21 protein-coding genes are annotated in these 26,573 nt (G+C 72.4%); 11 read left to right on the forward strand and 10 right to left on the reverse strand.

The genetic code is table 11. The features are described 5' to 3' along the window. Entirely contained in the window at positions 1-1,695 is a 1,695-nt protein-coding gene (locus NAEX_RS16840) for an AgmX/PglI C-terminal domain-containing protein (protein WP_096328511.1), read from the forward strand. Positions 1,696-1,755: 60 nt separating this feature from the next. On the opposite strand, the gene NAEX_RS16845 is transcribed toward NAEX_RS16840, so the two are convergent. Next, the gene (locus tag NAEX_RS16845; protein ID WP_096328512.1) at positions 1,756-2,424 is read right to left on the reverse strand and encodes a deoxynucleoside kinase; all 669 of its coding nucleotides are present in this window, start codon (positions 2,422-2,424) and stop codon (positions 1,756-1,758) included. 466 nt (positions 2,425-2,890) lie between these two features. Between NAEX_RS16845 and NAEX_RS16850 the strand changes: the two genes are divergently transcribed. The 3 genes from NAEX_RS16850 to NAEX_RS16860 all read left to right on the forward strand — a co-directional run bounded on the left by NAEX_RS16850 (position 2,891) and on the right by NAEX_RS16860 (position 7,646). Then, entirely contained in the window at positions 2,891-4,855 is a 1,965-nt protein-coding gene (locus tag NAEX_RS16850; RefSeq protein ID WP_143141330.1) for a hypothetical protein, read from the forward strand. After that, complete coding sequence (locus NAEX_RS16855; RefSeq protein WP_096328514.1) at positions 4,852-5,724, forward strand: UbiA family prenyltransferase; 873 nt, start codon at positions 4,852-4,854, stop codon at positions 5,722-5,724. Before NAEX_RS16850 ends, NAEX_RS16855 begins: the two co-directional genes overlap by 4 nt. A 164-nt stretch (positions 5,725-5,888) precedes the next feature. Then, positions 5,889-7,646, forward strand: coding sequence for a nitrite/sulfite reductase (locus tag NAEX_RS16860; protein WP_096328515.1), 1,758 nt, complete (start codon positions 5,889-5,891; stop codon positions 7,644-7,646). A gap of 188 nt (positions 7,647-7,834) precedes the next feature. Here the strand turns inward: NAEX_RS16860 and NAEX_RS16865 are convergent, their stop codons facing one another. Next, entirely contained in the window at positions 7,835-9,430 is a 1,596-nt protein-coding gene (locus tag NAEX_RS16865; protein ID WP_143141329.1) for a tetratricopeptide repeat protein, read from the reverse strand. After that, a complete protein-coding gene (locus tag NAEX_RS16870; protein WP_096328517.1) occupies positions 9,427-10,767 on the reverse strand; it encodes a S1 family peptidase in 1,341 nt (446 codons plus the stop codon). The genes NAEX_RS16865 and NAEX_RS16870 overlap by 4 nt, the downstream gene beginning before the upstream one ends. Before the next feature lie 60 nt (positions 10,768-10,827). On the opposite strand from NAEX_RS16870, the gene NAEX_RS47945 reads away from it, so the two are divergent. After that, positions 10,828-11,949 carry a hypothetical protein gene (locus NAEX_RS47945; RefSeq protein ID WP_143141328.1) on the forward strand — a complete coding sequence of 374 codons (1,122 nt, stop codon included), beginning with the start codon at positions 10,828-10,830 and terminating at the stop codon, positions 11,947-11,949. Between the two features lie 101 nt (positions 11,950-12,050). On the opposite strand, the gene NAEX_RS16880 is transcribed toward NAEX_RS47945, so the two are convergent. Then, entirely contained in the window at positions 12,051-13,838 is a 1,788-nt protein-coding gene (locus NAEX_RS16880) for an AMP-binding protein (RefSeq protein WP_170135783.1), read from the reverse strand. A 345-nt stretch (positions 13,839-14,183) separates the two neighbouring features. Between NAEX_RS16880 and NAEX_RS16885 the strand changes: the two genes are divergently transcribed. Continuing rightward, positions 14,184-14,852, forward strand: coding sequence for an ATP-grasp domain-containing protein (locus tag NAEX_RS16885; RefSeq protein WP_096328520.1), 669 nt, complete (start codon positions 14,184-14,186; stop codon positions 14,850-14,852). Positions 14,853-14,985: 133 nt separating this feature from the next. On the opposite strand, the gene NAEX_RS16890 is transcribed toward NAEX_RS16885, so the two are convergent. Then, positions 14,986-15,822 carry a PhzF family phenazine biosynthesis protein gene (locus NAEX_RS16890; protein ID WP_245913742.1) on the reverse strand — a complete coding sequence of 279 codons (837 nt, stop codon included), beginning with the start codon at positions 15,820-15,822 and terminating at the stop codon, positions 14,986-14,988. 45 nt (positions 15,823-15,867) lie between these two features. Here NAEX_RS16890 and NAEX_RS16895 point away from each other — a divergent pair, with 45 nt between their 5' ends. Then, positions 15,868-16,155, forward strand: a complete 288-nt coding sequence (locus NAEX_RS16895) for a hypothetical protein (RefSeq protein WP_143141327.1) — start codon at positions 15,868-15,870, stop codon at positions 16,153-16,155. A 35-nt stretch (positions 16,156-16,190) separates the two neighbouring features. Then, positions 16,191-16,517, forward strand: coding sequence for a hypothetical protein (locus tag NAEX_RS16900; protein WP_096328523.1), 327 nt, complete (start codon positions 16,191-16,193; stop codon positions 16,515-16,517). Between the two features lie 216 nt (positions 16,518-16,733). Here NAEX_RS16900 and NAEX_RS16905 read toward each other — a convergent pair whose 3' ends face one another. The 4 genes from NAEX_RS16905 to NAEX_RS16920 are packed head-to-tail and all read right to left on the reverse strand — an operon-like array spanning position 16,734 to position 21,011. Further along, entirely contained in the window at positions 16,734-16,955 is a 222-nt protein-coding gene (locus tag NAEX_RS16905) for a hypothetical protein (RefSeq protein ID WP_096328524.1), read from the reverse strand. A gap of 17 nt (positions 16,956-16,972) precedes the next feature. Further along, on the reverse strand, positions 16,973-17,974 hold the full coding sequence (locus NAEX_RS16910; protein WP_096328525.1) for an FAD binding domain-containing protein: 1,002 nt from the start codon (positions 17,972-17,974) through the stop codon (positions 16,973-16,975). A gap of 59 nt (positions 17,975-18,033) precedes the next feature. Then, positions 18,034-20,376, reverse strand: a complete 2,343-nt coding sequence (locus tag NAEX_RS16915; protein WP_170135784.1) for a xanthine dehydrogenase family protein molybdopterin-binding subunit — start codon at positions 20,374-20,376, stop codon at positions 18,034-18,036. A gap of 2 nt (positions 20,377-20,378) precedes the next feature. Next, complete coding sequence (locus NAEX_RS16920; protein ID WP_096328527.1) at positions 20,379-21,011, reverse strand: (2Fe-2S)-binding protein; 633 nt, start codon at positions 21,009-21,011, stop codon at positions 20,379-20,381. Between the two features lie 51 nt (positions 21,012-21,062). On the opposite strand from NAEX_RS16920, the gene NAEX_RS16925 reads away from it, so the two are divergent. Further along, entirely contained in the window at positions 21,063-21,710 is a 648-nt protein-coding gene (locus tag NAEX_RS16925; protein WP_275937606.1) for a hypothetical protein, read from the forward strand. A 53-nt stretch (positions 21,711-21,763) separates the two neighbouring features. On the opposite strand, the gene NAEX_RS47950 is transcribed toward NAEX_RS16925, so the two are convergent. Further along, the gene (locus tag NAEX_RS47950) at positions 21,764-23,419 is read right to left on the reverse strand and encodes an alkaline phosphatase D family protein (protein ID WP_170135785.1); all 1,656 of its coding nucleotides are present in this window, start codon (positions 23,417-23,419) and stop codon (positions 21,764-21,766) included. 105 nt (positions 23,420-23,524) lie between these two features. On the opposite strand from NAEX_RS47950, the gene NAEX_RS16945 reads away from it, so the two are divergent. Both NAEX_RS16945 and NAEX_RS16950 read left to right on the forward strand, forming a co-directional pair. Further along, positions 23,525-25,384 carry a M61 family metallopeptidase gene (locus NAEX_RS16945; RefSeq protein WP_096328530.1) on the forward strand — a complete coding sequence of 620 codons (1,860 nt, stop codon included), beginning with the start codon at positions 23,525-23,527 and terminating at the stop codon, positions 25,382-25,384. 68 nt (positions 25,385-25,452) lie between these two features. Beyond that, positions 25,453-26,553 carry a sigma 54-interacting transcriptional regulator gene (locus NAEX_RS16950; protein WP_096328531.1) on the forward strand — a complete coding sequence of 367 codons (1,101 nt, stop codon included), beginning with the start codon at positions 25,453-25,455 and terminating at the stop codon, positions 26,551-26,553. Positions 26,554-26,573 lie beyond the last annotated feature (20 nt).

The raw sequence follows: 26,573 nt of genomic DNA on the forward strand, positions 1-26,573 counted from the left end.
ATGACGACCCGCAACCATCGAATCGAAGTCAGCTCCCTCCACAACGAGACCGAGGTGCAGGACGGCGGCCGAGTCGCCGAGGTCGTGGCCATGTACAACGACACCGTCCTCGACGTGCAGCACCTGGGCCAGACCCGCGACGGTCGGCGCAGCGCGCCCAGGTGGCTCGCCGCCGGCGGCGCCCTGATGCTCGGCGGCCTGGCCCTCTTCGGCCACGACGCCGCCCAGGACTGGGACGGCCACGCCGAGGCCGTCAAGGCCGCGGCGGAGGTCAGCGCCCCCGCGCCGAAGGCCCCGGGCACCGGCCTCGGCGGCCTCGGCTTCGGCCTGGCGATGCTCGGCCTCGTCCCGTTCGGGGTCGCGGCGATGCGCATGCAGGACCGGGCCCGCACCGCCTACACCCTCGGCGAGGGCCACGACGCCGCCTTCCACGTCGCCGTCCCCGGCCGCCGCGAGCTCCCGATCGTCCAGGGCGAGCGCGACCACCACCTGCAGTTCACCGCCGACATGGCCGGTGAGGTCCGGATCGGCGACACCCACGTGACCCTCGAGGAGCTGATCCGCAACGGGCTCGCGCGCGAGGTCGAGGCCGGCGTCTACAGCTACCCGCTGGCCGCCGGCGCGAAGGCCCGGATCCGCTGGCAGGGCCTGACCTTCTTCATCCACTCGGTCGCCCCCGGCCGCGTGATCGCTCGCAAGAGCGAGATCGACAAGCCGTTCTGGTTCCACAACGGCCTGTCGGCGGCCGCGATCGGCAGCCTCATCCTGCTCACGCAGATGATCCCGAACGAGGCCGGCGCGCTGGCCCTCCAGGAGGAGCTCGGGGACAGCCGCTTCGTCGGCTACCTCGCGCAGCCGAACGAGCAGAAGGACGAGGCCGTCCCGAGCGAGGAGGAGCAGGCCGACGAGCCCGGCGGCACCGCCGGCGAGCGCCACGTCGGCGACGAGGGCAAGGCCGGCAAGAAGGAGAGCAAGCAGGTCAGCGGCCGCTACGCCATGAGGGGCCCCGCGTCCGCCGTCCCCAAGCTGGCCCGCAACTTCGACCCGAACATGGACGCGCGCACCACCGGCGTCCTCGGCCTGATGAAGGCCGACTCGGGTCACTTCATGGCCTCGCCGTTCGGCGACGCCTTCGCCGTCGGCAACGACAACGACGACGTGTGGGGCCAGCTCGTCGGCAAGGACATCGCCGAGTCGAACGGCGTCGGCGGCCTCGGCCTCGTCGGCAGCGGCCGCGCCGGCGGCGGCACCGGCGAGGGCACGGTGGGCCTGACCTCGGTCGGCCTCATCGGCCACAATCGCCCTGGCGACGGCGACGGCGGCCTCCACCGCCGCTCCGCCGGCTTCGAAGACCGCAAGACCCGCAGCCCGCAGGTCCTCGCCACCAAGGCCGAGGTCGTCGGCGGGCTCGACAAGGACCTCATCCGCCGCGTCGTGCGGGCTCACATCAACGAGGTGCGCTACTGCTACAACCAGGGGCTGGCCAAGGACGCCAACCTCAAGGGCCGCGTCGCCGTCCAGTTCACCATCGGCGGCGCCGGCAAGGTCACCTCGGCCGTCGTCGGCGAGACCGACCTCAAGGACCGCGCCGTCGGGTCCTGCATCGCCCAGGCGGTCAAGCGCTGGTCGTTCCCCAAGCCGGCCTCGGGCGGCGCCGCGATCGTGACCTACCCGTTCATCCTCCAGCCCGGCTGACCTGAAAGACAGCCTCGCCCGACCGGGCGGCGCCCCCGCGGCTCCGCCCGGTTTTTGTTTTTACTCGAGCGGCTCGGCGAGCCCCGCCTCCGGGTCGCGGCGCAATTTCAAAATTTTCTCGATGCGCTCGAACAGGTCGATGCGGTCGACCAGATCGTGAAGATAGTCGAGCTTGTCGGTCTCGATCGTCACCGTCTCCGACAGGTCGTAGCGCGAGAACCACGCGTCGTAGAGCTCCTGCAGCCGCCGCAGGTAGGCCGTCGGGATCGCCTGCTCCTCCGGCCGCCCGCGCAGCGCGATCCGCTTGCGCAGCGTCCGCATCGAACACTTCAAATAGATCATCAGGTCCGGCGGCGGCAGCTGCTGCACGATCGCCTCGTACAGCTCGCGGTAGGTCTGATAGTCGCGCCGCGTCATCTGCTTGCGGCGGTACAGGTTCTCCGCGAAGATCTCGGCGTCCTCGTAGATCGTGCGGTCGCCGATCACCGGCTGCGTCGCCCGGATGAGCTCCTGGTGGATGCGGAATTTCTTGGCGAGGAAGAACACCTGCGAGTGGAACGCCCACCGCGGCATGTCCGAGTAGAAGTCGACCAGGTACGGGTTCTGCTCGTTCGGCTCGAAGTGCGGCGTGAGGCGGAACTGCCGCGCGAGGAACGTGACGAGCGTCGACTTGCCGACGCCGATGTTGCCGGCGACGGCGACGAACCTGCGGGGGCGGGCAGCGTTCACCCAAGCCGGGTACCGCGATCGCGTATCCGTGTCGAGTGCGCGAACCCGCGCGATCGCGCCTGCGGAGCGACTGCGCCGCCGCGGCCGCTCGCGCCGCCGCGATCGACTTCCTCGCCGCCGCAGATCTGCCGCGACCACGCCGCGAACCTCGCGAGCAGCGCCGTCTTCGATCGCCGCGAGGTCCGCTCGAGCCCGGCTCGCCGGTCGTCCCTCGCGGATCGCCGACGCGATCGACCTCGCGGCGAGCATCGCCGTCTGCGTCGCCGCCCGATCGACACGAGGTCGGCCAGCACCAGCCGGCGGATCCACCTGGGCTCGCCGGACGGCGCTTCACAGCTCAAGGTCCGCGAGTGCTCACCGGGCCGGACCCGGACGACCGGCGGCCGGCACGCGACGCGCCTCGGCGGCGGCTCTTCGCCCGTCGGCGCGCCGGACTCGTTTGTTTTCTCGTATCATCCGCGACCACATGCCCGCTGTCGACGACCCTGCCGCGCGCCCGACCGGGCCCGAGCCACCTGGGTCGTCCGCGCCGGAGCGGCCCGTGCGGCTCGTCCTCGCCGCGCTGCTGCTCGTCGCGTTCCACCTGGCGTGGTTCGCCTACTTCGTCCCGCTCGAAGTCTGGTGGACCGACACCCCGATCGCCGGCGTCGACTTCGAGACCCATGTCGGTCAGACCTGGCGCTTCATCGAGGCCATGGACGGCTGGGGTCACGGCTGGATGTACGACCCCCGCCTGCTCGCCGGTTACCTGCACGGCGTCATCTTCGACGCCGACAACAAGGGCTGGGAGGTCTGGACCTGGCTCTTGAGTCATCTCGGCGTCCCGGCCGGGCTCGCCTTCAACCTGTTCGCCGCGGCCGCGCACCTCGGCGTGCTCCCGGTCGTCTACGCCTCGGCGCGGCTGTTCGACCTGTCGCGCCGCGCCGCCCTGTGGGCCGCCGCGCTCGCCTCGGCGCTGTGGTTCTTCGACTCGTTCTCGCACTGGTGCTGGTGGATCGGCATGGTCGCCTACGCGCTCTGCGGCTACCTCTCGCTGCTGCCGCTGGCGCTCTTTTACCGCTGGACCCGCCAGCGCAAGCCGTGGCAGGGCGTCGCCGCCGGCCTCGCCCTCGGCGCCGCCCACCTCGTCCACCCCTACACCTTCGTCGTCCTGGTCGCGCCGATGCTCGTGCTGTACCTCCGCGAGCTGCGACGTCTCGGCGCGCGCGGGCACTTCGCCGTCCTGGCGATGGTCGTCTTCACCCTGGTGCTCAACACCTGGTGGCTCGCGACCGCGGTCCGCTTCTGGCACTACATCCTCGACTCCGGCTTCTTCGGCCAGTCGGGCCCGGAGTGGCTGCTCGCCGACTACTTCGGCCTCGTCCTCGACACCGCCACCTCGGGCCTCCTCGGCACGCGCACCGGCTTCCGCTTCCTCGTCCTCGGCGCCGCGCTGGTCGGCCTGTGGCGCTGGCGACGGGCTCGCGACCCACGGACCTTGCCGCTCGCCGTCGCCGTGGTGGCGATGCTCCTGCTCGCCTACGCGGCCGGCTACATCTGGCTCTTCAGACAGATCCAGCCCTACCGCCACGTCCTCCCGCTCGCCTTCCTCGCCGTCATCCCGGCCGCCGCCGCGCTCGAGTCGGTCCGCCTGCGCGAGCTGTGGCGCTCGCTCGGCCCGCCCGCCCGCGTGCTGCTCGTCGCCCTCGCCTTGCCGGCCGGGCAGATGCTGGTGCGCGACGTCCTCTACTTCACCCCCGCGCACCTGCCCGAGGTCGCCCCGTTGTACAGCGGCGAGAAGGTCCTGCTGGCCGCCAGCGGCTACCCGCCGCACCCGGACTATCGCCTGTTCCCCGCGCGGCCCGAGCACGGCGAGGTGTCGAAGTGGGTCCGCGAGGTCGACGACGGCCAGAGCCGCTTCCTGGTCGAAGAGCCAGCCGTGGGCGAGCGGCTGCACTGGCAGACCGACGCCCAGATCATCGGCGGCTTCCGCTTCCGCAACCTCGAGCACAGCATGGCCAACCTCTACCGGCGCCACAAGTTCGGGGTCGCCGGCGACGACCAGCTGCGCACCTACTTCGAGACCTACGCCGTGCGCTGGGTGATCGTCACCAGCAACGCGACCTGGTGGAACACCAAGCCCGACCTGCTGGTCCCGGCCGGCAAGGTCGGCCACCACCGGATCTTCCGCACCACGATCGAGCCGCACCTGATCCAGCAAGGGGGCGGCGAGGTGGTCGCCGCGCCCAACCGGATCAGCGTCACCGGCAGCGACCCGAACATCGACCTGGTGCTGCGCTTTCACTGGATGGAGTACCTGGTCTGTGAGCCAGGTTGCGAGATCCGCCGCGAGAAGATCGACGACCTCGACCACGTAGGCTTCATCCGCGTGCCCGCGCCGCACCCGGCGGACCTCGAGATCGTCAACGACTACGGCGAGGCCGGGCGATGATCGCGGCGCTGCGGATCCTCTTCAACGTCGCGATCTATCGCCTGCAGCGGCTCGAGATGGCCAACATGGGCGGCGCGCTGCTCATCATGCTCGCGCTGCGGCTGTCGCCGGCCGACGTCGCGGTGCGGCTCGGCTTCGCCTTCCTGCTCAACCTGCTCGTCTACCTCAACAACGACTTCCTCGACCTGCCGACCGACCTGCGCTCGCCCGAGCGCGACGACGCCAACACCCGCTACCTCCGCGACCACCGCGGCGCGGCCGTCGGGGCCCAGCTCGGCCTCGTCTCGCTGCTGCTCGTCGTCGCCGGCGCGTGGGACCTCGGCCTGCTGGTCCCGCTGGTCGTCGGCGGCGGCGTGTGCTGGCTCTACTCGGCGCGGCTCAAGCACGTCGCCGGGGCCGACATCGCCGCGATGATGGTGTGGGGCGCGGCCATGCTGACCGTCGCGTTCCCGCCGACGCACGTGCTCGGGTGGGTGCTGGCCGGCCTGCTCGCGCTCGACTCGGCGGTGTTCGAGACGATCCAGGTCATCCGCGACCACGACGCCGACCGCGACGCCGGCGTGCGCACGACCGCCGTCGCCCTCGGGGTGCCGCGCACCCTCGCGCTCGCCCGCGGCCTCCTGGTCCTCGGCGCTGCCGCCGCAGCCCTGGCGATCCACCCGCTCGTCGCCGTCCCGCCGATGATCGGCGTCACCCTGCCGCTCGGCCGTCCGGCGCGCTATTGGAACCAGATCCGCGTCCTGCTCGGGCTCGCTTTCCTGTTCGCCGCGGGGTGGGTCTACCTCCACGGCGCCACCGCCGGATGGCTCGTAAGCTGCGCTGCGGGCGGCTGTACGGCCTCACCTGGTCTTTCGCTCCTGTCGCAATAGGCAGGCGCAGATCGGCCGCCGTCCGCCGACATCCTGCGCCCTCGTGCTCTATTTTACGACATATTACGTGTAAAATACCCTGAAGGTTTTTCGTTGAACTGGACGCCCTCGTCCCATATGCTGAACAGCGCTTCAGTCTAGCGAAGTTTTCGGAGCGGCCGCACATGTCCCAAGAAGCACGTTATGACACCCACTTCTCGAGCCCGGCGGACGTCGAGGAGTTCGTCGCGGTCCTCGAGCGGTTCGAGCGCGGCGAGATCTCGTCGGAGGACTTTCGCACCTTCCGCCTGAAGCGCGGGGTGTACGGGCAGCGGCAGATGGACGTGAACATGCTGCGGGTCAAGTTCCCCGGCGGCATCATGAGCGCGGCCCAGCTGCGCACCGCGGCCGGGGTGGCCCGCGAGTACACGCAGTACCACAAGGGCCACATCACCACCCGGCAGAACATCCAGTTCCACTTCGTCAAGCTGGCCGACATGCCGGCGGTGATGGCCCGCTTCGACACTACCGGCGCGACCACCCGCGAGGCCTGCGGCAACACCGTCCGCAACGTCACCGGCTGCCCCTACGCCGGCGTCAGCGGCACCGAGGCCTTCGACATCACCCCGTACATGCACGCGCTCGTGCGCATGTGCCTGCGCGAGGAGTGGGCCAACAACCTGCCGCGCAAGTTCAAGATGGCCTTCGAGGGCTGCACCCACGAGGACCACGCGCAGACGGCGATCAACGACGTCGGCTTCCGTGCCAAGATCAAGGACGGCGTGCGCGGCTTCGAGGTGTTCGTCGCCGGCGGCCTGTCGACCACCCCGCGGCCGGCGTATCGCCTGCACGACTTCATCCCGGCCGACGAGGTGCTGGCGCGCACCGAGGCGATCATCCGCCTGTTCGACAAGCACGGCAACCGCAAGAACCGCGCCCGCGCCCGCCTCAAGTACGTCATGAAGACGCTCGGCGAGGAGGGCTTCGTCGCGGCGTACGAGGAGGAGGTGGCCAAGATCGTCGCCGCCGGCACGCTGCAGCGGCCGATCGAGCTGCCGCCCGAGGAGACCGCGCCGGCGTGGAACGACCGCGCGCTGGCCGGCCCGCGCGCCGGCGACGACGACCCGCAGTACAAGGAGTGGCTGCGCACCGTCGACCCGCAGAAGCAGCCGGGCTTCGCCGCGGTGACGATCAAGCTCGACCGCGGCGACATCTCGGCCGACCAGTTCGACCAGCTCGCCGAGCTCGCCGAGACCTTCACCGACGGCACCCTGCGGGCCGGCAACCGCCAGAACCTCATCGTCCGGTGGGTCCGCACCGAGTACCTGCCGCACCTGTTCGCCACGCTGCAGCAGATCGGCCTCGCCGACCTCGGCTCCAACACGATCCACGACGTCGTCAGCTGCCCCGGCGCCGACAGCTGCAACCTCGCGGTCACGCACAGCATGAGCCTGGCCAAGCACCTCACCCGCTTCCTCAAGAACGCGGGCAAGTCGGCCGACAGCGTCGAGCTCGCGCGCTCCGCCGACATCAAGATCTCCGGCTGCCCCAACTCGTGCGGTCAGCACCACGTCGCCGCGATCGGCTTCCACGGCACCGTGCGCCACGTCGGCGACGGCAAGCAGGTCCCCGAGTACCAGCTCCACCTCGGCGGCGGCTTCGACGCCGACGGCGTCCAGTTCGGCCGGCACATCGTCAAGATCCCCGCCCGCCGCGCCGGCGAGGCCCTCCTGCGCCTGCTCGACCTCTACCGCGACGAGCGCGAGGACGGCGAGGACGCGCGCGCCTTCTTCCGCCGCGTCACCAAGGAGGACGTCGTCGAGGCCCTCGGCGACGCCCTGCTCGACAGCCAGTTCACCAACCTGCGTGAGGACGACGTGTTCGACCTCGGCCAGGAGCGCACCTTCGACGTGGCCATCGGCCGCGGCGAATGTGCCGCCTGATCTTCTTCTAAGAAGACCCCCCGAGCCGACCGACCAGGACGCGACAGGCCCGACGGCCTGTCGCTTTCTTCATGTCCTTTGCGACACACGAGGGCAGCGAGCGGACTGTCCGCCGCGGCTGACGCTTCAATTCATGTCCCGAGGGACATCTTTGGCGTGTCGACCGCGCTCGCCCCGCGGTTCAAGAATCACTCCTCCGACAGCGGCGGTTCGACCTGCACCGGCGCCGAGACCGGCTCGATCGGCGGCGGCGCGGTCCAGCCGAACAGCTCGCGCTGCGGCGGGTACTCGCGCGGCGCTCGGCGCTGCAGCTCGCTGCCGCAGAACTCCACCGAAGGATCGGTGTAGGCGAACGCGGCCGCGCGCTCCCAGCAGAACTCGAGCGCCTGCGTCGCCGCGGCCTCGACGGGCGTCGTGTAGTCGCGCAGCGCCCCGCAGTAGGCCTTGATCGCCTCCTCGGAGCCGAGGCCGTCGGGCACCTCCGCCGCCAGCAGCGTGTCGACCTGCGCCTGCACGAGGACGGCGACCCGGGCCGCCGCCGCGAACGCGCCGCGCGGGCTGGCCTTGCGCGCGGCGATCTTCTCGTAGCGGCGGGTCACGTCGTTGGATTGCTCGCGGATCTTCGTCCAGTAGTCGAGGAAGCGCCGCTGCGAGTCCTCGCTCTTGCGCTTCTGCTCGGCGTACTTCTTGCGGTCGCTCGCCTTCGCCGAGTACTGCAGGTAGTCCTCGACGCGGAAGTTCAGGTCGGTCGGGGGCCGCACGGCCAGCGCCGCCTCGAGCTCGCGGTCGGCGACGATCAGGTCGGCCTGGTCGAGCGCCTCCTGGACCTTCATCTGCAGCCACGGGTCTTCGACCGGCGGCAGCGCTTGGCCGAGCTCGAGCACCTGCCGCAGGCGCCGCTGCGCGGACTCGGCGAGCTGGCGATCGCGCGGGTACACCGTCACGACCTGCGCCGCCGGCCCCGCGCACGTCACCGTCGGCGGCTTGCCGCGCTGCGGCGCGTCGATCGCCGCCGGCTTCGACGTCAAACACAGGTCGATCGGCCCGCCCTTCTGCTTGCAGGCGCGCCGCCACTCGATCGCCGCCACGGTCACCTCGGCGACGATCCGCCGCGCCGGCCCGCCCTTGCTGCCGTGGCGCTGCAGGTACTCGAGCGCGTGCTTCTGCCGCGCCTGGTCGTCGGGCAAGGTCTTCGGGAGCAGGTCGACCCGGGCCCAGTGGACGATCGCGCTGCGCTGTGGGTCCTTCGTCGCGTAGTACTTCTCGACCTTGTCGAACAGCGCCAGCGCCCGCGGGTCCTGGCCGAGCTGCGCGCGCAGGATGCCCGCCTCCTGCAGCAGCTCGCTCGCCTCCGCCGCGTCGGGGTAGCGCTCGGCGAACCGCTCCATCGCCGCCGCCGCCCGCTCGAACGACAGCGTCGCCCGCAGGTGGCGCACCAGGGCCAGCAGCGCCACGCGAGCCGCCGGCAGCGTCGGGAACGTCGCGACCAGCCGCTCGCGCGTCGCCACCATCGCGTCGTACTGGCCGGCGGCCTCGTGACAGCGCGCCGCGTACTCGAGCGCCTCGGCGGCCCGCTCGTGCCGGTCGCCGAGCCGCTGCGCCAGCTGCTCGAGCTGCTCGGCGCATGCCCGTCCTTGCGCCGGATCGCCGGCCTGCGCGACCGCCACCCCGTCGGCGAGGATCTGCGCGTCCTCCGGCGTCATCGGCGAGCCGGGGGCCATCGCCGCCAGCGCCCCGACGAGCACGCCGAGGCAACGCAACCATGCGAGGGGACGCCGCGTCATCGTCCTCGACGCCGACGGACCAGCAGCAGAAGGCCGGCGAGCAGCCACGAGCTGTCCCGAAGGTCAGGCTGTCCCGAAGTGCAGGCGCATCCGCGCTCGGCCAGCTCGCCCCCGTCAGCCCCCGCGCTCGCGTCGTCGCCGCTGTCGTCCTCGCTGTCCTCGCCGGTCGGGTCGATCGGCCCCGGCGGGACCGGCTGCGGCTGCGGTTGCGGCTGCGGCTCGGGCTCGGGCCCGGGCCCGGGCTCGGGCGGCGGCGGCTCGGGCGGCGGCGGCTCGGGCGGCGGCGGCTCGGGCGGCGGCGGCTCGGGCTCAGGCTCCGGTTCGGGTTCAGGCTCGGGCTCGGGCTCCGGCCCCGGGAACGGCCCCTGGCTGAACGGCTCGCCGCACGTCGCGCTCCAGCCCCCGCTCTGCGCGGTCGAGCAGCCGTCGCCCCACGTGCTCTGCGGGTCCAGCAGGTCGCCGGGGAAGCCGCCGCAGGCGGCCGTGGGCGCCCAGTTGCCGGCGGCGTCGAAGCACGGCGACAGGTCGACGCCCGCGGCCTGCTCGAGCCACTGCATGTGCGGCCAGAACATCTCGTACACCGTGCCGAACCCACAGACCTCCTCGCCGGGGTTCGGGGATTGTTCCCCGAGGTGCAGCGTCGAGGCCGCGCCCAGCAGGCGCCAGGTGCCGTCGGGCATGCGTAGATACGCCGGCCCGCCGGAGTCGCCGAAGCACGCGCCGTGGTCGGGGCCGACCATGATGATGTCGTTGTCGGCGAGCGAGACCTCGATGACGGTCTGCGTGGTGAAGCGCTTCTGGCCGCCGCCGGTGGGGATCGGGTTGCCCTCCGGATCGAGCACCGCGCTGGTCGCCCCGAAGCCGGCGATCGTGACCTGCGAGTTCAGCAGCAGATCGGTCTCGCAGCCCATGACGAGCGGCACCGTCGGCACCTCGGGGACCGGCTGCGCGAGCTTGCAGAACGCGAGGTCGTGGACCAGCCCGCCCGGATCCCACTGCGGATGCGTGGCGCACTCCGTCACCGGCACCTTGCGCACCGGCGCGGCGACGTCCTCGCCGAACATCACGCTGCCCGGCACGGCCCACGACAGGAGCGGGTCCATGCAGTGCGCCGCGAACACGACGACGCTCGGATGCACCAGAGATCCGGTGCAGAAGAACCCGTCGGTGTCGGCGTCGAGCATCGCCACCGCGCTCGGGAAGTCGCACTCGCTCGCCGCGTCGCCGCCGAAGATCGGCTGCGGCGGCGGCGTCGCGTCCGCCAACTCGCCGGCGATCGCCGGGCCCGAGACCAGAGCCACGAGCCCGCAGACCGCCGCTGCCCCGAGTGTACGCATGGGCCCAGGCTCCCATCCTCGCCGGCCGCGTGCAAGCGTGAACCGGGTATCATCGCGCGCGTGTACGCCCCCCTCCTCGCGCTCGGACTCGCGGCCGCAGCCCCCGAGTCGCTCACGAGCGCGACCTCGTCACCTCCGTCCACGCCCGCGATCTCGTCACCCCTCGCAGTGACCGAACCCGCGAGCCCGTCACCCGCCCCCCGGACCGCGACCGCGACCTCGTCCTCAACTTCGTCGCCCGCCGCGGTCACTCCATGCACGGCCGCGATCTCGTCAGTCGCGACCGCTTCCCCTCGCGCACTCACGACTCCCGCGACCGCGTCCCCCACCACCGTCGTCGAGCCCGCGACCTCTTCACCGCTGTCCGCGCCCGCGACCTCTTCACCCACCACAACCATCGAGCCCGCGACCTCGGCACCCACCACAACCACCGAGCCCGCGATCTCTTCACCTCCATCCGCGACCCCGTCCCCCACCACAACCACCGAGCCCGCGACCTCTTCACCTCCATCCGCGACCCCGTCCCCCGCCGCAGTCACCGAGCCCGCGTCCACCACCTCGGCAACCTTCGATTCCATCGAACCTCGGCCCGCGACCTCGCCGTCCCCCGACTCGCCGCCGCCCCCCACGACCACCGCCCCGCCGCCGCCTGCTCCCGCACGTCCGCGCTGGTGGGGTCCCGACCCGCGGCCCAAGGTCAGCGGCTACGGCGGCCCCGCCCTGCGCCTGTCCGGCCTCAACGGCGCCTTCGCGGCCTTCGTCGGCCTCGAGGGCGGCATCAACATCCTGCAGCGGCTCACCCTCGGCGCCTCGCTGCAATGGCTGCTCAACCCGGTCGACGCCGGCCCGTTCGCCCGCGGCGCTGCGACGCGGATCAACATGAACTACGGCGGCCTCGTGGTCGACGTCGCCTACGTCCGCGGCAAGCGGGTCGCGGGCACCCTCGGCGGCCTGCTCGGCGGCGGCGGCGGCTGCGTGCAGAACCCCGAGAACGGCCGCTGCGCCGACAAGACCGCCTTCTTCGTCGGCGAGCCGCGAGCCGGCCTCCGCGTCGTCCTCGCGCCGATCGTCCGCCTCCACCTCGCGCTCGGTTACCGCCTCGTCGCCGCCCGCACCTGGACGGGCCCCGCCAACCTCGGCGGACCGGTGGGCACGGTGATGCTCGAGTTCGGATGGTTCTGAGAACATGCCCTTCAAGACATGTTCTTAAAACCATGAACGACCGCCGGCGCGACCGGCGGCCGCTCGTCCGGGTCGCCCGCCTGCGCGGGCACGTCGGTCAGTCAAGCGCTCGGCTGGCTGGCGTACAGCGCCCGCGCGGCGGCCCGCTGCACCTCGCCGCCGACGGACCGCGGCAGGGCGCCCACCGGCACCTGGACCAGCGCGGCGACGCGGAGCCCGAGGGCGGTCTGGATCCGCCGGCGCAGCGTGGCGGCCATCGTGTTCAACACCGCCCGGTCGACCGGCCGACCCTCCGCCACGACGACCAGCTCGTCGCTGAGCTTGCCCGGTCGCGCCAGCGCGACCACCCTGCCGGCGCAGATCCCCGGCACCCGCGCCGCCTCGCGCTCGATCGGCTGCGGATCGTAGCTGCACCCCTGCACCACGATCGCGTCGTCGACCGAGCCGGGCGCGACCGCGGCGAGCTCGCCCCGCGGAGCTCGGGCGAGCTCGTCGTCGGCGAGAGAACACGTCGCATTGGACATGTCCTTCACGACATATTGAAGCGGCTCGCCGAGCTTCGTCCGCCGATCGATCGCCTCCTGTCCTGCTCGCTCGGCCCTGTTCGTCGACCCGTCACGCAGCCCGCCCTGTCGGCCGAGCATCGCTTCGGGCGCGCGCGTCGCCCGATCTCCCGGCACGTCGATCCCTCGCTGCTCGCTGGGCCCATCGACCACCGCCGCGGCCGCGCTCGCCGAGCCGTCGCGTTGCACGTCCTGGCCGCGACGCCCGCTCGATCGAGCGAGCATCGCCGCGGCCGAGCTCGTGGCGCTGTCGGGCAGCACGCCCTGACCGCGCTGCCCGCTTGATCGGCCGACCCCGTCCGTCGACCCACCGAGCACCGCGTCCTGTCCGCGCGGCCCGCTGGACCGTCCGAGCGCCGCCGGTTCGCTCGCGCTCGACGAAGCCCTGCTCGCCACGTCCTGTTCGCTCCGTTCCATCCGCGCCTCCTGAATCGAACCTTGCGCCGGAGCACCGGCCGCGACCGCCCGCACGGCGGCCACCTTCTCGCCGTCGATCCCCGCGACCTGCACGCGCGACGGCTTCACGCGCCCCTCGACCTGGGCCAGCGTCGCCGGCTCGGCGATGGCGACCGTCACCGCGAGCTCCTCGACCAGCCGCAGCCAGCGGGGCGCATCGAGCGGAGCGAGGCGAGCGATCGCAAACGGCACCCGGCGGCGCAGCGGCGCCAGCACGCCCGCGATCAGGCACCGGTCGAGACCGGCGCAGGCGAGCACCTTGTCGCCCGCCTCGGCCGACCGCGTCTCCGCGAGCGCCGCGTCGGCGGCGGCGACCAGCGACGCGTGCGTGTAGCGGGTCGCTTGCCACGTCCCCGCGCGGTCCATCGTGCAGACGAGGAGCGCCAGGTCGTCTCCTTTAAAATTCGCCGCGTTGGCCAGGAACACCGGGCCCAGCGGGTGCTCGCCGAGGTCGTCGATCATCTGCTCGCGCAGCTCGCCGAGCGGCGGCACCGCCCCGGACGTCGACGGCCGGATCAGCCGCTGCGCCTCGCTCGCGCGCACGATCTGCATCGCCGTCGCGCGCCACACCTCCACCGCGCGGCTGGACGGATCGGGCAGCACCACCGGCACCACGCCCGCGCGCAGCGCCCCGAGTGTCGCCACGACCATGTACTCCGGGTCAGGTGCCGCGATCGCCACCCGCTCGCCGCGCCGGACCCCGCGCGACACCAGCCGGGCCGCGAAGCCCTCGACCGCCACCATCAGCTCGCCGAAGCTGCGCGTCCGCGTCGCGCCGTCGTCACCGACGGTCACGAGCCCGGGGAGAGGACAGCCGCGGAGCGCCACCAGCGAATGGACCAGGGTCGACACGCCCCACTTTAGCGGCATGAGGGGCCGACTTGGATGACGAGGTCGCGCAGGCAAAGCGGCGATCGACATGGAGCCGCGCCGGCTCGGTCTCCCGACGAAGAACTGCGCGCTCCGCCCGTCACGCTGATCGTTTGAGGTCCGTGCTGCTGTTGACGCAGGCGCCGGACCCGCCGCCCGACGACGGCGACGACGTCGTCGCCTCGACCCGCGCCGCCGTGGCCGCGGACTTTACCCCCCTGCACCCGCCCGACGCCGACCACCGCGGCGACCTGCTGGGCCCCGATCGCCGCGCTGGCGACGCGCCGCGTCCGCGAGCCTGCCGTGTGAATCGGCACCATCCCCGAACCTGCCACCTATCGCGCCGTGTATGCCGCCCTGCGTGACCGCGGCGTCGACCTCGTCAACGATCCCGACCGACACCTGCAGGGAATGGAGTTCGACCGCGCCTCCCCGCGGCTCGAGGGCCTCACGCCGACCAGCGTCGTCGTCACCGATCTCGCTGACGTCGAGTCCGCGGCCCCGGTCGTCGGCCTGCCGGCGTTCGTCAAGGGCGCCGTCCTCTCGCGCAAGCACCTCGGCTGGCGTCACTGCGTCGCTACGACGATCCCCGAGCTGCGCGAACGCGTGGCCGCCGTGCTGCGCAGCCCGTTTCACTCGCGCGGCCGGGCCATCGTGCGGACCCTCGCCCCGCTCCGTCATCACCGCGTCGCCGCCACCGACGTGCCGATCGCCCGCGAGTACCGCGTCTTCCTCCACCGCGGTGAACCGCTGGCTCACGGCTACTACTGGCCGTACTTCCACGACTTCGTGGCCCTGTCGCCGGCAGAGGAGGCCGAGGTCCTGGCCCTGGCCCGCCGCGCCGCCGCCCGCCTCGACGCCCCGCTGCTGTCCCTCGACATCGCCCAGCTCGAGTCCGGCGCGTGGATCGTCATCGAACCCGGCGTTTCGCAATTCTCCGGCCTGAGCTTCATCGCCCCGCGCCCGCTGTGGCGCCGCCTCGCCGAGCGACTGGCCCTCGCGCCAGGTTCTTAACCAAGGGTCGGCTCAGCCCGCTGCTCGGCTGCTCATGAAGTTTGCAGGCGAAAAAATTTTCGCCCACTCTCTCGCCGCGAGTAGCCGAATTTTTGCGCCGCCCCGCTGAATAGATCTGTCTTTCAACCCATGTCTAGACCGACAGGTCTTTCGGGCCAGCATCATCCCCGAGATAAAACGTCCCCGACTTGACCAGCACCGCGCGACCGGTGAGAAGCACTCGCTCGCCCGCGAGTTCGCACCTCAACTCTCCCCCGCGCCGGGACACCTGGCGGGCGCGAAGCGTCGACTTCCCGAGGCGGGCGCCCCACAGCGGGGCCAGTGTGCAGTGGGCCGAGCCGGTCACCGGGTCTTCGGGGATCCCCTGCGCCGGGGCGAAGAAGCGCGACACGAAGTCGACATCCGCGTCGGGTTCGCCGCCCGGCGCCGTGGCGCTCACCGCGAATACACCGGGCAGCCGGCTCAGCGCCGTCAGGTCGGGCTGCAGCGCGCGGACCTCCGCCGCCTGATGGAACACCGCGACCAGGTCGCGCGCGACCAGCACCTCCGCGGGTCGCCGGCCGAGCGCCGCGACCAGCGCCTCGGACATGTCCCCGGGGACAGGCGGGCGCGACGGCAGGTCGAGCGTGAAGTCGTCGCCCTCGCGGGCGACCTCGAGCGGCCCGGACAGGGTCCAGAAGCGCAGGCGGCTCGGCGCGCCGGCGCGCAGGCGCGAGTGGACGAACGCGGCGGCGAGGGTGGCATGTCCGCAGAGATCGACCTCGACCTCCGGGGTGAACCAGCGCAGGTCGAAGTCGTCCGTGCCGGGGCGCGGCACGTAGAAGGCGGTCTCGGGCAGCGCGTTCTCGGCCGCGATCTGCTGCATCGTCGCGTCGGGCAGCCACGCCCGCAGAGGGCACACCGCGGCCGGATTGCCGGCGAAGCGGCGGTCGGTGAAGGCATCGACGTGGAAGCAGGCGATCTCGGTCACGCGGGGCAATCTACCCGAGCGCCGGCGGACCGTCATACTGAGGTCGTGGACTCCCGTTCGCCCATGCGGATCGCCGTCGAGTCGCTCGCCGAGGCCCGCGTCGCCGCCGGCAACGGCGACCTCGCGCGCGCCCTCGACCTCGTCGAGGACGGCCTCGCGGCTCTCGGGCCGCACTACCAGCGCTCCGGCCTGATCGACGACTCGGGCCTCAAGCTCACCCTCGCGGCCGCGCGCCGGCGCCAGGGCGACGCCGCCGGCGCGTTCGCGGCGATGGAGCGCGTCCTGGAGGATCGGATCGCCGCGTACGAAGGGCGCAGCGGGGACGCCTCCTGATCGCCGCGCCGCCGCGGATGTGCTCTCATCGCCGCATGTCCGCCGACTCGTCGCCGCCCGGGAAGCGCTCGCGCCTGTCCATCGCGTCCGCCGTGCTCGCGGTGATCCCCCTGCTCGCGCTCGGCCTGCGGCTCCTCGTCGACCCCTTCGTCCGCGGCACCGGCCTCGCCGCCGACATCGCCTCGTCGCTGCTCGAGCTCAGCCTCCTGTGCGTGCCGCTCGCGCTGCCCATGGGGCTGGCCGCGAGCTGGCGCCACAGGAGCGGCCCGACCCGCCCGGGCGTGGCCCTCGCGCTGCTCGGCACGCTGCTCTCGGGCGCCGAGCTGCTGCTGCTGATCTTCATCGCCAACGCGCAGTTCTGACGGGACCGCATGCACGGCTGAACCTGTCTCTCCGGACAGTGCTCGCCTGGCGCGCCGCGGAGCGCTCGCGTCGACCTCGTCCGACGCGCGCCTCTCGGCGCGCGTCGAACATCCGCGCCGCCGCGGAAGCGCTCTCATCACCGCCTCGGCTTCGTCCGGCGGACCTCTCCCCTTCGGCGCCGCCGCCCGCCGGCACGATTCAGCGAGCAAAAAATCTCAGCGCGCCTCGAAGCACTCGCGCCCGGCGGCGCAGCGCTCGGGCACGCTGAGGTCGCCGTCCGGCCCCGTCACGAACTGCGTGCGCAGGCAGTGATAATGACTCGAGCGGCTGGTGCTGAACGCGTCGGGTGTGTCGCGCCCGTACACGTGCATCGCTTTCGTCCGCAGGTGGCGGCAGACCGGTTGCTCGGGGTCGACGACGCGCAGAAAAGTCGGCATGGCGGGCTCGCTTTCTCTCACTCCGGGAGCGGCACGCCGGCGACGCGGTGCAGCACCTCGCGGAGCAGCCCCTGGGCCAGCGGGATCTTGTAGGCGTTGTCGCGCAGCGGCTTCGCCCCGGCGAGGGCGGCCTTGGCCGCCTCGGCGAACAGCGCCTCGCTCGGCGGCTTGCCCTCGAGCACGGCCTCGGCCTCGCGGCTGCGCCAGGGGATCGGCGCCACGTGGCCGAGGACCACGCGGACGTCGGTCATCACACCTGACTGGAGGGACAGCTTCACGGCGGCCTCGGCGAGCGGCCAGTCGTGCGACTGCTTCTCCTTGACCGCCGCGTAGCCGGATCGCTGCTCCGCCGCCGGCTTCGGCAGGATCGCCCGCACCAGCACCTCGCCCGGCTGTAGCGCGTGCTCGCGCTTCGCGTCCTGCTTCGGCGTCACGAACAGCTCGGCGATCGGCAGCGTGCGCGGCTCGGGCCCGCGGATCTCCACCTGCGCGTCGAGGGCCGTCAGCGCGCACGCCAGCGTCGACGGATGGACGATGAAGCTCGGTCCGCCGCCGAGGATCGCGTGGAACTTGTTCTCGCCGCCGACCGCGAGGCACGCCGTGCCGCCCTTCTTCAAACACACCAGGTCGGCGTGGCGGAAGTACCAGCAGCGCGGCCGCTGCAGCAGGTTGCCGCCGAGCGTCGCGGCGTTGCGGATCGTCGGCGTCGCCGCCGAGCCGGCCGCCTGGCGCAGCGCCGCGTGGGCCTCGCCGAAGCCCTCGTGGGCCGCCAGCTGCGCCAAGGTCACCAGCGCGCCGATCTGCACGCCCTCGCCCTCGGGCCCGAGCGCGCGCATCGTCGCCTCGGCGTCGCCCAGCCAGCGCAGCTCGATCAGTCGGGCCGGCGCCTCGAGCCCCTCCTTCATGCGGTCGATGAGGTCGATCCCGCCCGCCCGCAGCGCGCTGTCCTGCGAGCTCGCGCGCGCCAGCTCGGCGGCCTCGGCCAGGGTCTTGGGGCGGCTCAGCACGAACGGTTGCATGGTCTTTCCGTCATGGTCGAGAAAACATGTCCCGAAGGTAACCTCGGAAGCGAGCCCGGTCAGCCGGCCCCGCGGGTCGGCACCGCGCCGAGCGCCGCGAGCACGCGGTCGGGGGTGAGCGGGAGGTCGCGGACGGCCACGCCGAGCGCGTCGTGGACGGCGCAGGCGATCGCCGCCGCGGTGGGGATCGTCGCCGGCTCGCCGATGCCGATCGCCCCGGTGTTGTTGGCGCCGGTGTCGACCGGCGTGAACACGACGTCGATCGCGCGCGGCACGTCGCGCGCGCCGGCGATCTTGTAGCTCTCGAGGTTGGGGTTCAGCATCACCCCGCGCACGCGGTCCATCACCCGCTGCTCGGTCAGCGCGTAGCTGGTGCCGAGGATCACCCCGCCCTGCACCTGCGAGCGGGCCGTCAGCGGGTTCATCACCCTGCCGCAGTCGTGGATCGCCAGCACCCGCTCGACCGCGACCACCCCGGTCCAGGTGTCGACGCGGACCTCGGCGAACTGGACCCCGGCGATCTGGTAGCTGTTTCCGCCCATGAACTTGACCGGGTAGGCGCCGTAGGTCTCGGGCCGCGTGCCGGTGGCGACCACCGCCTCGCCCTCGATCTTCTTGCACAGCTCGGCCCACGCGATCGACTTGCTGCCGGCGCGCGCCTGTCCTTCGGACCAGGTCACTTCCTCCGGCTTGCGCCCGAGCTGCTTGGCCGCCAGCGCGGTGAGCTGGGTCTTGACCGCCTCGGCGGCCGCGCGGACCGCCGGCGTCACGCTGGCCGTGGTCACGCTGCCGCCGCTGCCGACCGACGGCCCGAGCTCGCTGTCGCCGAGGCGCACGCGCACCGCCTCGACCGGGCGCTGCAGCACCTCGGCGACGACCTGCGCGACCACGGTGGTGATGCCGCCGCCGATGTCCTGCAGGCCGTTCTTGACCTCGACGCTGCCGTCGCGGGCCACGCTGACGGTGGCGACGACCGCCTTGCCGCGGCCGAAGTCGCCCCAGATCGACGCCGCCACCCCGAAGCCGCGGCGCACGCGGGCGTTCTTGTCGCGCAGCGCGGCCGCCTGCTTGCGGCCGGCGTCCCAGCCGAACTGCTTGCGCCCGAGCTCGAACTGGTGGCGGCGGACCGGGTGCTCGTCGTGTTGCAGGCGCAGGTCGAGCGGGTCGACCTTGAGCTTCTTGGCCAGCTCGTCGATCGCCAGCTCGAGCGCGAACGCCCCCTGCGGGTGCCCCGGCGCGCGCATCGCCGTGCCGGGCCCGGCGTGGGTGAACACGTCGTGGCTCTCGACCAGGATGTTCGGGCAGCGCGAGTAGATGCCGAACGCGTTGCGCCCGACCCCCGCGCCGGTGCCGATGCCGGCGGTCCCGTGGGCGACCACGTGGATCGCCGTCAGCTTGCCGTCGACGCTCGCCCCGAGCTTCACGTGCTGGCGCGAGTCGGGGCGGTTGCCGGTGCAGAGGTGCTCTTCCTTGCGATCGAGCACCAGCCGCACCGGGGCGCCGGCTTGCCGCGCCAGCTCGCCGGCGATGAAGCCCATGCGCGAGCCCGGGGCCGAGGCGCCGAACTTGGCCCCGAAGCCGCCGCCGAGGAACTCGGTGTGCACGTGCACGTCGGCCGGCTTGAGCTCGAACACCTCGGCGAACTCGTCGCGCACGCTGAAGATGCCCTGCGTCGAGCACCACACCGTCGCCTGCTTGGGCCCGTCCCACTGCACGACGATGCTGTGCGTCTCGAGCGCCGAGTGCGTGTGCACCTGCGTGGTGTAGGTCGCCTCGTGCGAGACCTTGGCCATGCGCAGGCCCTTGTGCGCGTCGCCCTTCTTCATCGACGGCGAGGTGCGGACGTTGCCGCGCTGACCGGCGCTGCCGCCCGCGCCCGGCTCGTCGCCCTCGGTGCTGCGCTCGCTGACCTTGCCGCGGTGGACCAGGGGCGCGCCGTCCTGCATCGCCGCCGCCGTGTCGATCACGAACGGCTCCGGCTTGTAGGTGACCGCGATCGCCCGCAGCGCCGCCTCGGCCTGCTCCGGCGTCTTCGCGGCCACGGCGGCGATGTCCTGGCCGGCGAAGATCACCCGCTCGCCGGGCTTGACCAACGCGAGCGCCGCCGACACGCCCGGCTGCGACTTCGCCGGCGCCACGTCGATCGCCTCGACCACGGCGCACGGGTGCGGGCTGCGCAGCACCGCCGCCCACAACGCGTTCGCCGGCACGATGTCGTGGGTGTACTTCGCCGCGCCCGAGACCTTGAGCGGCGCCTCGACCCGCGGGTGCGGCTTGCCGACCACCTTCAGCTCGCTGCGCGCGTCCCACGGCTTCGGCTCGCCGGCCGGCAGCTGGACCTCGATGTCGCGCAGCTGCTCGGCGAACCCGACCTTGAGCGTGACCCTCTGCTCGTCCGCCACGGCTATGCGCTCCCTCCGGCGGCGTCGAGCACCGCCGCCACGACGTTGGGGTAGGTCCCGCAGCGGCACAGGTTGCCGGCGATCGCCGCCTCGACGTCCTCGCGCCCGAGCTTCTGCCCGCGCGTCCGCTCGAGCAGCCCCTGGCACGACATCAACATGCCCGAGGTGCAGAACCCGCACTGCAGCGCGTCGTGGCGGATGAACGCCTGCTGCAGCACCGACAGCTTGCCGCCGGCGGCCAGGCCCTCGACCGTCGTCACCGCCGCCCCGGCGACGTCGTGCGCCAGCGTCATGCAGCTGTTGCGCGGCAGCCCGTCGATCAGCACGGTGCAGGCGCCGCAGGCGCCGCGGTCGCACACCACCTTCGTGCCGGTGAACCGCAGCTGCTCGCGCAGCGCCGCCAGCAGGGTGATGTTCGGCGCGACCTCGACGGTCTTGGCCTCGCCGTTGAGCGTGAAGGTCAGCGGCGCCGGCCCCGGCCCGAGCGCCGCCTCGCCGGGCCCGGGCCCGGCCGCGTCGCCGGGATCCTCGGTGGTGGTGGGCGGCCGTTCGCTCGGCTTGCAGCCGGCGAGGAGGCCCGCGGTGCCGATCCCGCGGAAGAGGCCGCGACGGGTAATGCCAGCCCGATCGGACATTGCCCGCGACGTTACCACGGCGCCCGGGCCGCGTATACTCCCACCCGCTGCATGCAGACCGACCCTTCGCTGCAACCGCTGATGCCGATCCTCGAGGTCGCAGTCTTCACGACCGACCTCGGCCGCACGCTCGGTGAGCTCCCGACGTCGGAGGCGCTGCGCGCGGGCCTGTCCCTCGAGGCAGCCACGCCCCTGCCGCGCCCCGACGACCGCGTCCGCGCCGCCGTGCGCGATCTTCTGCGCAAGGCCGGCTTCAAGCCCACCGGGCGCAGCAAGCCCGCCTCGGAGTACCTGCTCAAGGCGGCCGGGGACGGCACCCTCGGCAGCATCAACGCCGCGGTCGACGCCTGCAACGTCGCCTCGCTCCACAGCGGCCTGCCGATCAGCGTCGTCGACACCGACCGCGCGGTCCCTCCTTATTCCATCGGCGTGCCGGCGATGGGCACCAGCTACGTGTTCAACGCCAGCGGCCAGGTCATCGACATCGGCGGCCTCGTCTCGCTGCTGGACGCCGAGGGCCCGTGCGCCGGCCCGGTCAAGGACTCGCAGCGCACCAAGACCCACCCCGGCACCCGCCGCACCCTCTCGATCGTCTGGGGCACCACCCAGCTCCCCGGCCTCGCCGCCGCCACCGCCGCCTACTACCGCGAGCTGCTGCACGCCCTCGGCGCCACCACCGAGCCCGTCGCCTTCCCCTGAGGACATGCTCGCAAAAGCATGCCCTGCAGGATATGTCCCTCCGAACATGCCCTTCAGGGCACCTGAATGCCCGCCACTCCGGCGAGCACGGTCAGCTCGGCCTCGGTCTCGATCGCCGACGTCTCGGCCTCGATGGTGTCGACGATCCGGAAGCGCGCCCGCAGCTCGGCGCGCGACACCTCGACCGTCACGTAACCGCGCGAGTGCGCGTTGAAGTGCTTGATCTGAGGGATCGTGGTGACGAGCTGCTCGATCGTCTCGGGCGGCACGTCGGTCTCCGAGCTCGACGTGATCGAGGTCGTGACGATCTCGACCGCCACCACCGGCGTGTTGGTGTCGCCGGCCACCGCGTTGAGGTCGGCCATCCCGCCGACGTGCAGGTCGCCCGCGAGGATCACCACGTTCTGCAGCTGCTCGGTCGCGAGGAAGTCGAGCATCCGCTGGCGCGCCTTGGGATAGCCGTCCCACTGGTCCCAGTTGATCAGGAGCCCGCTGAAGTCGACCTTCGAGAACACGATCTGCTGGGCGATGAGCTTCCAGATCGCCGGCGACGTCTTGAGCCCTTCGGTCAGCCACGCCTCCTGCTCCGGGCCGAGCATGTCGCCGTCCTCGGTCTCGAGCTCGCCGCAGTCCTCGCCCGGCTCGTCCATGCACAGCTGGTCGGTGCGGTACTGGCGGGTGTCCAGTAAAAACACCTCGGCCAGGTCGCCCCACGAGAACTTGCGGTAGATCGAAAGCCCCTCCGGCGTCGGCGGGGCCACGCGGATCGGCATGTGCTCGTAGAAGGCCTGGTACGCGGCGGTCCTGCGGGCCAGGAACTCGGGGTCGTCGACCGACGAGATGTCGGCCACGTAGTTGTTGTCGACCTCGTGGTCGTCCCAGATCACCGCCCAGGGGAACCGGTGGTGGGCCGCCTGCAGCTGCGCGTCGCCGCGGTACAGCGCGTAGCGGTTGCGGTAGTCGAGCAGCGTGCGGCACTCCTCGCTCATGTGCGAGCGCACCGGCCCGCTGTCGCCGTTTTCGTAGATGTAGTCGCCGAGGAACAGCACCAGGTCGAGATCCTCTTCGGCGACGTGGGCGTAGGCGGTGTAGTAACCGGTGGTGAAGCGCTGGCAGCTCGCCGAGGCCAGGCGCAGCCGCTCGGGCGCGCTGTCCGGGGCCGGCAGCGTGCGCGTGCGGCCGACCGGGCTGGTGTAGTCGCCGGCGTGGAAGCGGTAGAAGTACCAGCGGTCCGGCGAGAGCCCGGTGGCGTCGACGTGCACCGAGTGGGCGAAGGCCGGCTCGGCGAGCGCCTCGCCGCTGGCGACGACGTCGGTGAACGCCTCGTCGGTCGCGACCTCCCACGCGACCGCGATCGCGACGTCGGGCATCCCCCCGCCGGCGAGTGGGTCGGGCGCGAGGCGGGTCCAGAGGATCACGCGGTCGGCGAGCGGATCTCCGGACGCCACCCCGAGCAAAAACGGCGGGCCCGGCAGCGCCAGTTCGCCGGTGGTGCCGCTCGTCGTGGTCGGCGCGTCGGTCGTCGTCGGCGTCGCCTCGGTCGAGCTGCCCGTCGTCGTCGAGCTGCTGTCCCCGCCCGGGCCCTCGGTGCCCCCGGCGACCCCGCCGCACGCGCTGGCCGAGGCCGCAGCGACCACCTGCCACAAAAATTCACGGCGCGTCGGGCTGGTGCGGGAGCGTCGGCGAGGCGGGCGCGGCGGCGAGGTCATGCGCGGCCAGGATAGCGGAACGCGCGCCGCGCCGGTCTCATCGGCGTCGCGGCCGCGTGACATCGACGAGCGCGCCGACCTCGCCCCCCGGTACACTCGCCGCGCATGCGACTCTCGCCGCTCCTCCTCGCCCTCGCGCTCGGCGGCGCGTGTGCGACGGCCGTCGCCGCCCCGGCGCCTGCGCCCGCCGACTGGTCGACGCGCGAGCGCAAGCAGCTCGTCCAGTACGAGGTGGCGCTGGCCGCCCCCGAATCGCGCTGGCTCGAGGTCGTCATGACGGTCGAGCGCCCCCGCGGCCGGCGCAGCGACGTCGCCCTGCCGGCGTGGATCCCCGGCTCCTACCTGGTCCGCGACTTCGCCCGCAACCTCGACGGGATCGAGGTGACCGACCTCGCCGGGGTGTCGCTGCCGGTCGAGCGCCTGGACAAACAGACATGGCGGATCGGACATGGCGGAAAGGGCTTCCGCGCGCGCTACCGGGTGTGGGCCGACGAGCCGGGGGTGCGCACCAGCGTGGTCGACGACAGCCACGCGACCCTCAACGGCGCCGGGCTGTTCCTCTACCTCGTCGGCGAGACGGCGCGCCCGGCCGAGCTGCGGTTCACCGGCATGCCCGCGAACTGGACCGTCCACGGCGCGCTGCCGCAGCCGAGCCCGGGCACGCTGCGCGCGTCCTCCTACGACGTCCTGGTCGACTCGCCGCTCGAGCTCGGCACGCCGGTGGTCCACGCGTGGGACGAGGGCGGCACGCGCATCGAGCTGGTGTTCTCGGCCCCGGGCGGCAGCAACGCCGACCCCGAGCGGCTGGCCCGCGAGCTGAGGCCGGTCGTGCACGCCTTCGCCGAGGCGATGGGCGGCCTGCCGACGAAGCGCTACGTGTTCCTGATGCTCGCCGACGAGAAGAGCGACGGCGGGCTCGAGCACGCCGACAGCACGCTCATGCGTGTCTCTCGGGACATGTTCCAGGACGAGGCCGGCTACCGCCGCGCGCTCCACCTCGCCAGCCACGAGTTCTTCCACCTGTGGAACGCCAAGCGGCTGCGCGACGCGGCGCTGGTCCCCTACGACTATTCGCGCGAGGATTACAGCCGGCTCTTGTGGTTCCACGAGGGCTTCACCGAGACCGTGGAGAACCAGATGCTCGTGCGCGCCGGCGCGACCGGCCCCGAGCAGTTCCTGCAAGAGCTGGCGACCGCGTGGACGGCCTACCTGCAGAAACCCGGGCGCAACCACGTGCCGCTGACGCAGGTCAGCGTCGAGGCGTGGGTCAAGCAGTACAAGCCGTCGCCCGGCCACTTCAGCACGACCGTCAGCTACTACGAGAAGGGCCACCTCGTCGGCGTCTGCCTCGACCTCGAGCTGCGGCTGCGCTCGCGCGGCAAGGGCTCGCTGGTCGGCGTGTTCCGCCGGCTGATGGCCAGCCACGGCGCGCGCGGCAAGGGCATCACCTTCGGAGACATCGTCGCCGCCGCCTCGGCGGAGGCCGGCAGCGACGTGCGCGACTTCTTCCGCCGCTACGTCGAGGGCACCGACGAGCTTCCGCTTCCCGCGCAGCTGACGCGCATGGGCGTCGACGTCGAGATTCGCGCGCCGTCGGCAGGTGAGTCTTCGCCGCTGGCGGCTCGCCGCAAACAGGGCTGGACCGGAATCGTGTTCACCGACAACGCGGTCCGCAGCGTCGTCCCCGGCTCGCCCGCTGAGCTCGCCGGCCTCCTGCCCGGCGACGAGGTCATCGCCGTCGCGGCTCGCCGCACCCGCACCGGCGAAGAGGCCGCTGAACGCCTGATGGACCACGCTCCCGGCCAGTCGGTCGAAGTCGCCCTCTTCCGCGGCGGCCGCCTCCTGCAGCGCACCCTCACGATCGCCGCCGACCCACGCAAGGTGTTTCGCTTCACCGCCTCGCGCACACCAGAACCTGCGGTCCGCGAACTGCGCGACGCATGGCTCGCCAGCTCGCCGCGGTGACGCGCGCGCGCCCGTGAACGATCACCTAGGCCCGCGCACGAGGTGCGCTTCATGATGTCCCGAAGGACATGTCATTGCGGTCGCCGGCCCTGCGGCCGCCGCGGGTCCGCGTCTACTATGATGGCATGGACAGCGCGCATCCCGAGGCTCACGGGGAGCCCCAGCCCTTGTTCACGCCGGGCGAGAAGCGCGACCCGACGCTCCGCTTCCGCAGCACCCTCCGTGCCGACGACCTGATCGGCCGCTCGCCGCCGATGGTCGAGCTGCTGCGCCAGCTCTCGCTGCTGGCCCCGCTCGACGTCTCCGTCCTCCTCACCGGCCCGTCAGGCACCGGCAAGACCCACGTCGCCCGCGTGATGCACGCGTCGAGCCCGCGGGCCGCCGCCGGCAACTTCGTCGAGCTCAGCTGCGCCAACCTGCCGGACAACCTCGTCGAGAGCGAGCTGTTCGGCGCGGCTCCGGGCGCCCACTCGACCGCGCTGCGGGCGGTCGAGGGCAAGGTGTTCGCCGCCCGCGGCGGCACCCTCCTGTTGGACGAGATCGCCGAGCTCTCGCTGCCCGCGCAGGCCAAGCTGCTGCAGCTGCTGCAGTCGCGCGAGTACTACCCGCTCGGCGCCAGCCGCCCGCGCGCCGCCGACGTGCGGGTGATCGCCGCCACCAACTGCGACCTCAAGGCCCGCGTCGCCCGCCGCGAGTTCCGCGAGGATCTCTACTATCGCCTCCACGTCGTCCCGATCCGCGTGCCCTCGCTCGCCGAGCGGCGCGACGACATCCCCGAGCTGGCGCAGCACTTCTGCGTCCGCGCCTGCGTGCGCCACCGCCTGCCGCCGCTCCACCTGTCCCAATGGACACTCGCGACCGCGCAGGCCGCGAGCTGGCCCGGCAACATCCGCGAGCTCGCCAACGCCGTCGAGGCCGCGGTCATCCGCGCCGCCGGCGAGGGCGCCCGCGAGGTCGAGACCCGCCACCTGTTCCCTGACCGCGAGGACAGGCACGAGAGCGCCCCCCCGCAAAACTACCGCGAGGCGCTGCGGCGCTTTCAGACCCAGCTGGTCCGCAGCACGCTCGAGGACAGCAACTGGAACGTCGCCGAGGCCGCGCGCCGGCTCGCCCTCACGCGCGCGCACATCTACAACCTGATGCAGACGCTGGACATCTCGCGCCCCTGAGCGCGCCCCGGCCCGTCCGC

It is taken from the genome of Nannocystis exedens (assembly GCF_002343915.1).
GTDB classification, from domain to species: domain Bacteria; phylum Myxococcota_A; class Polyangia; order Nannocystales; family Nannocystaceae; genus Nannocystis; species Nannocystis exedens.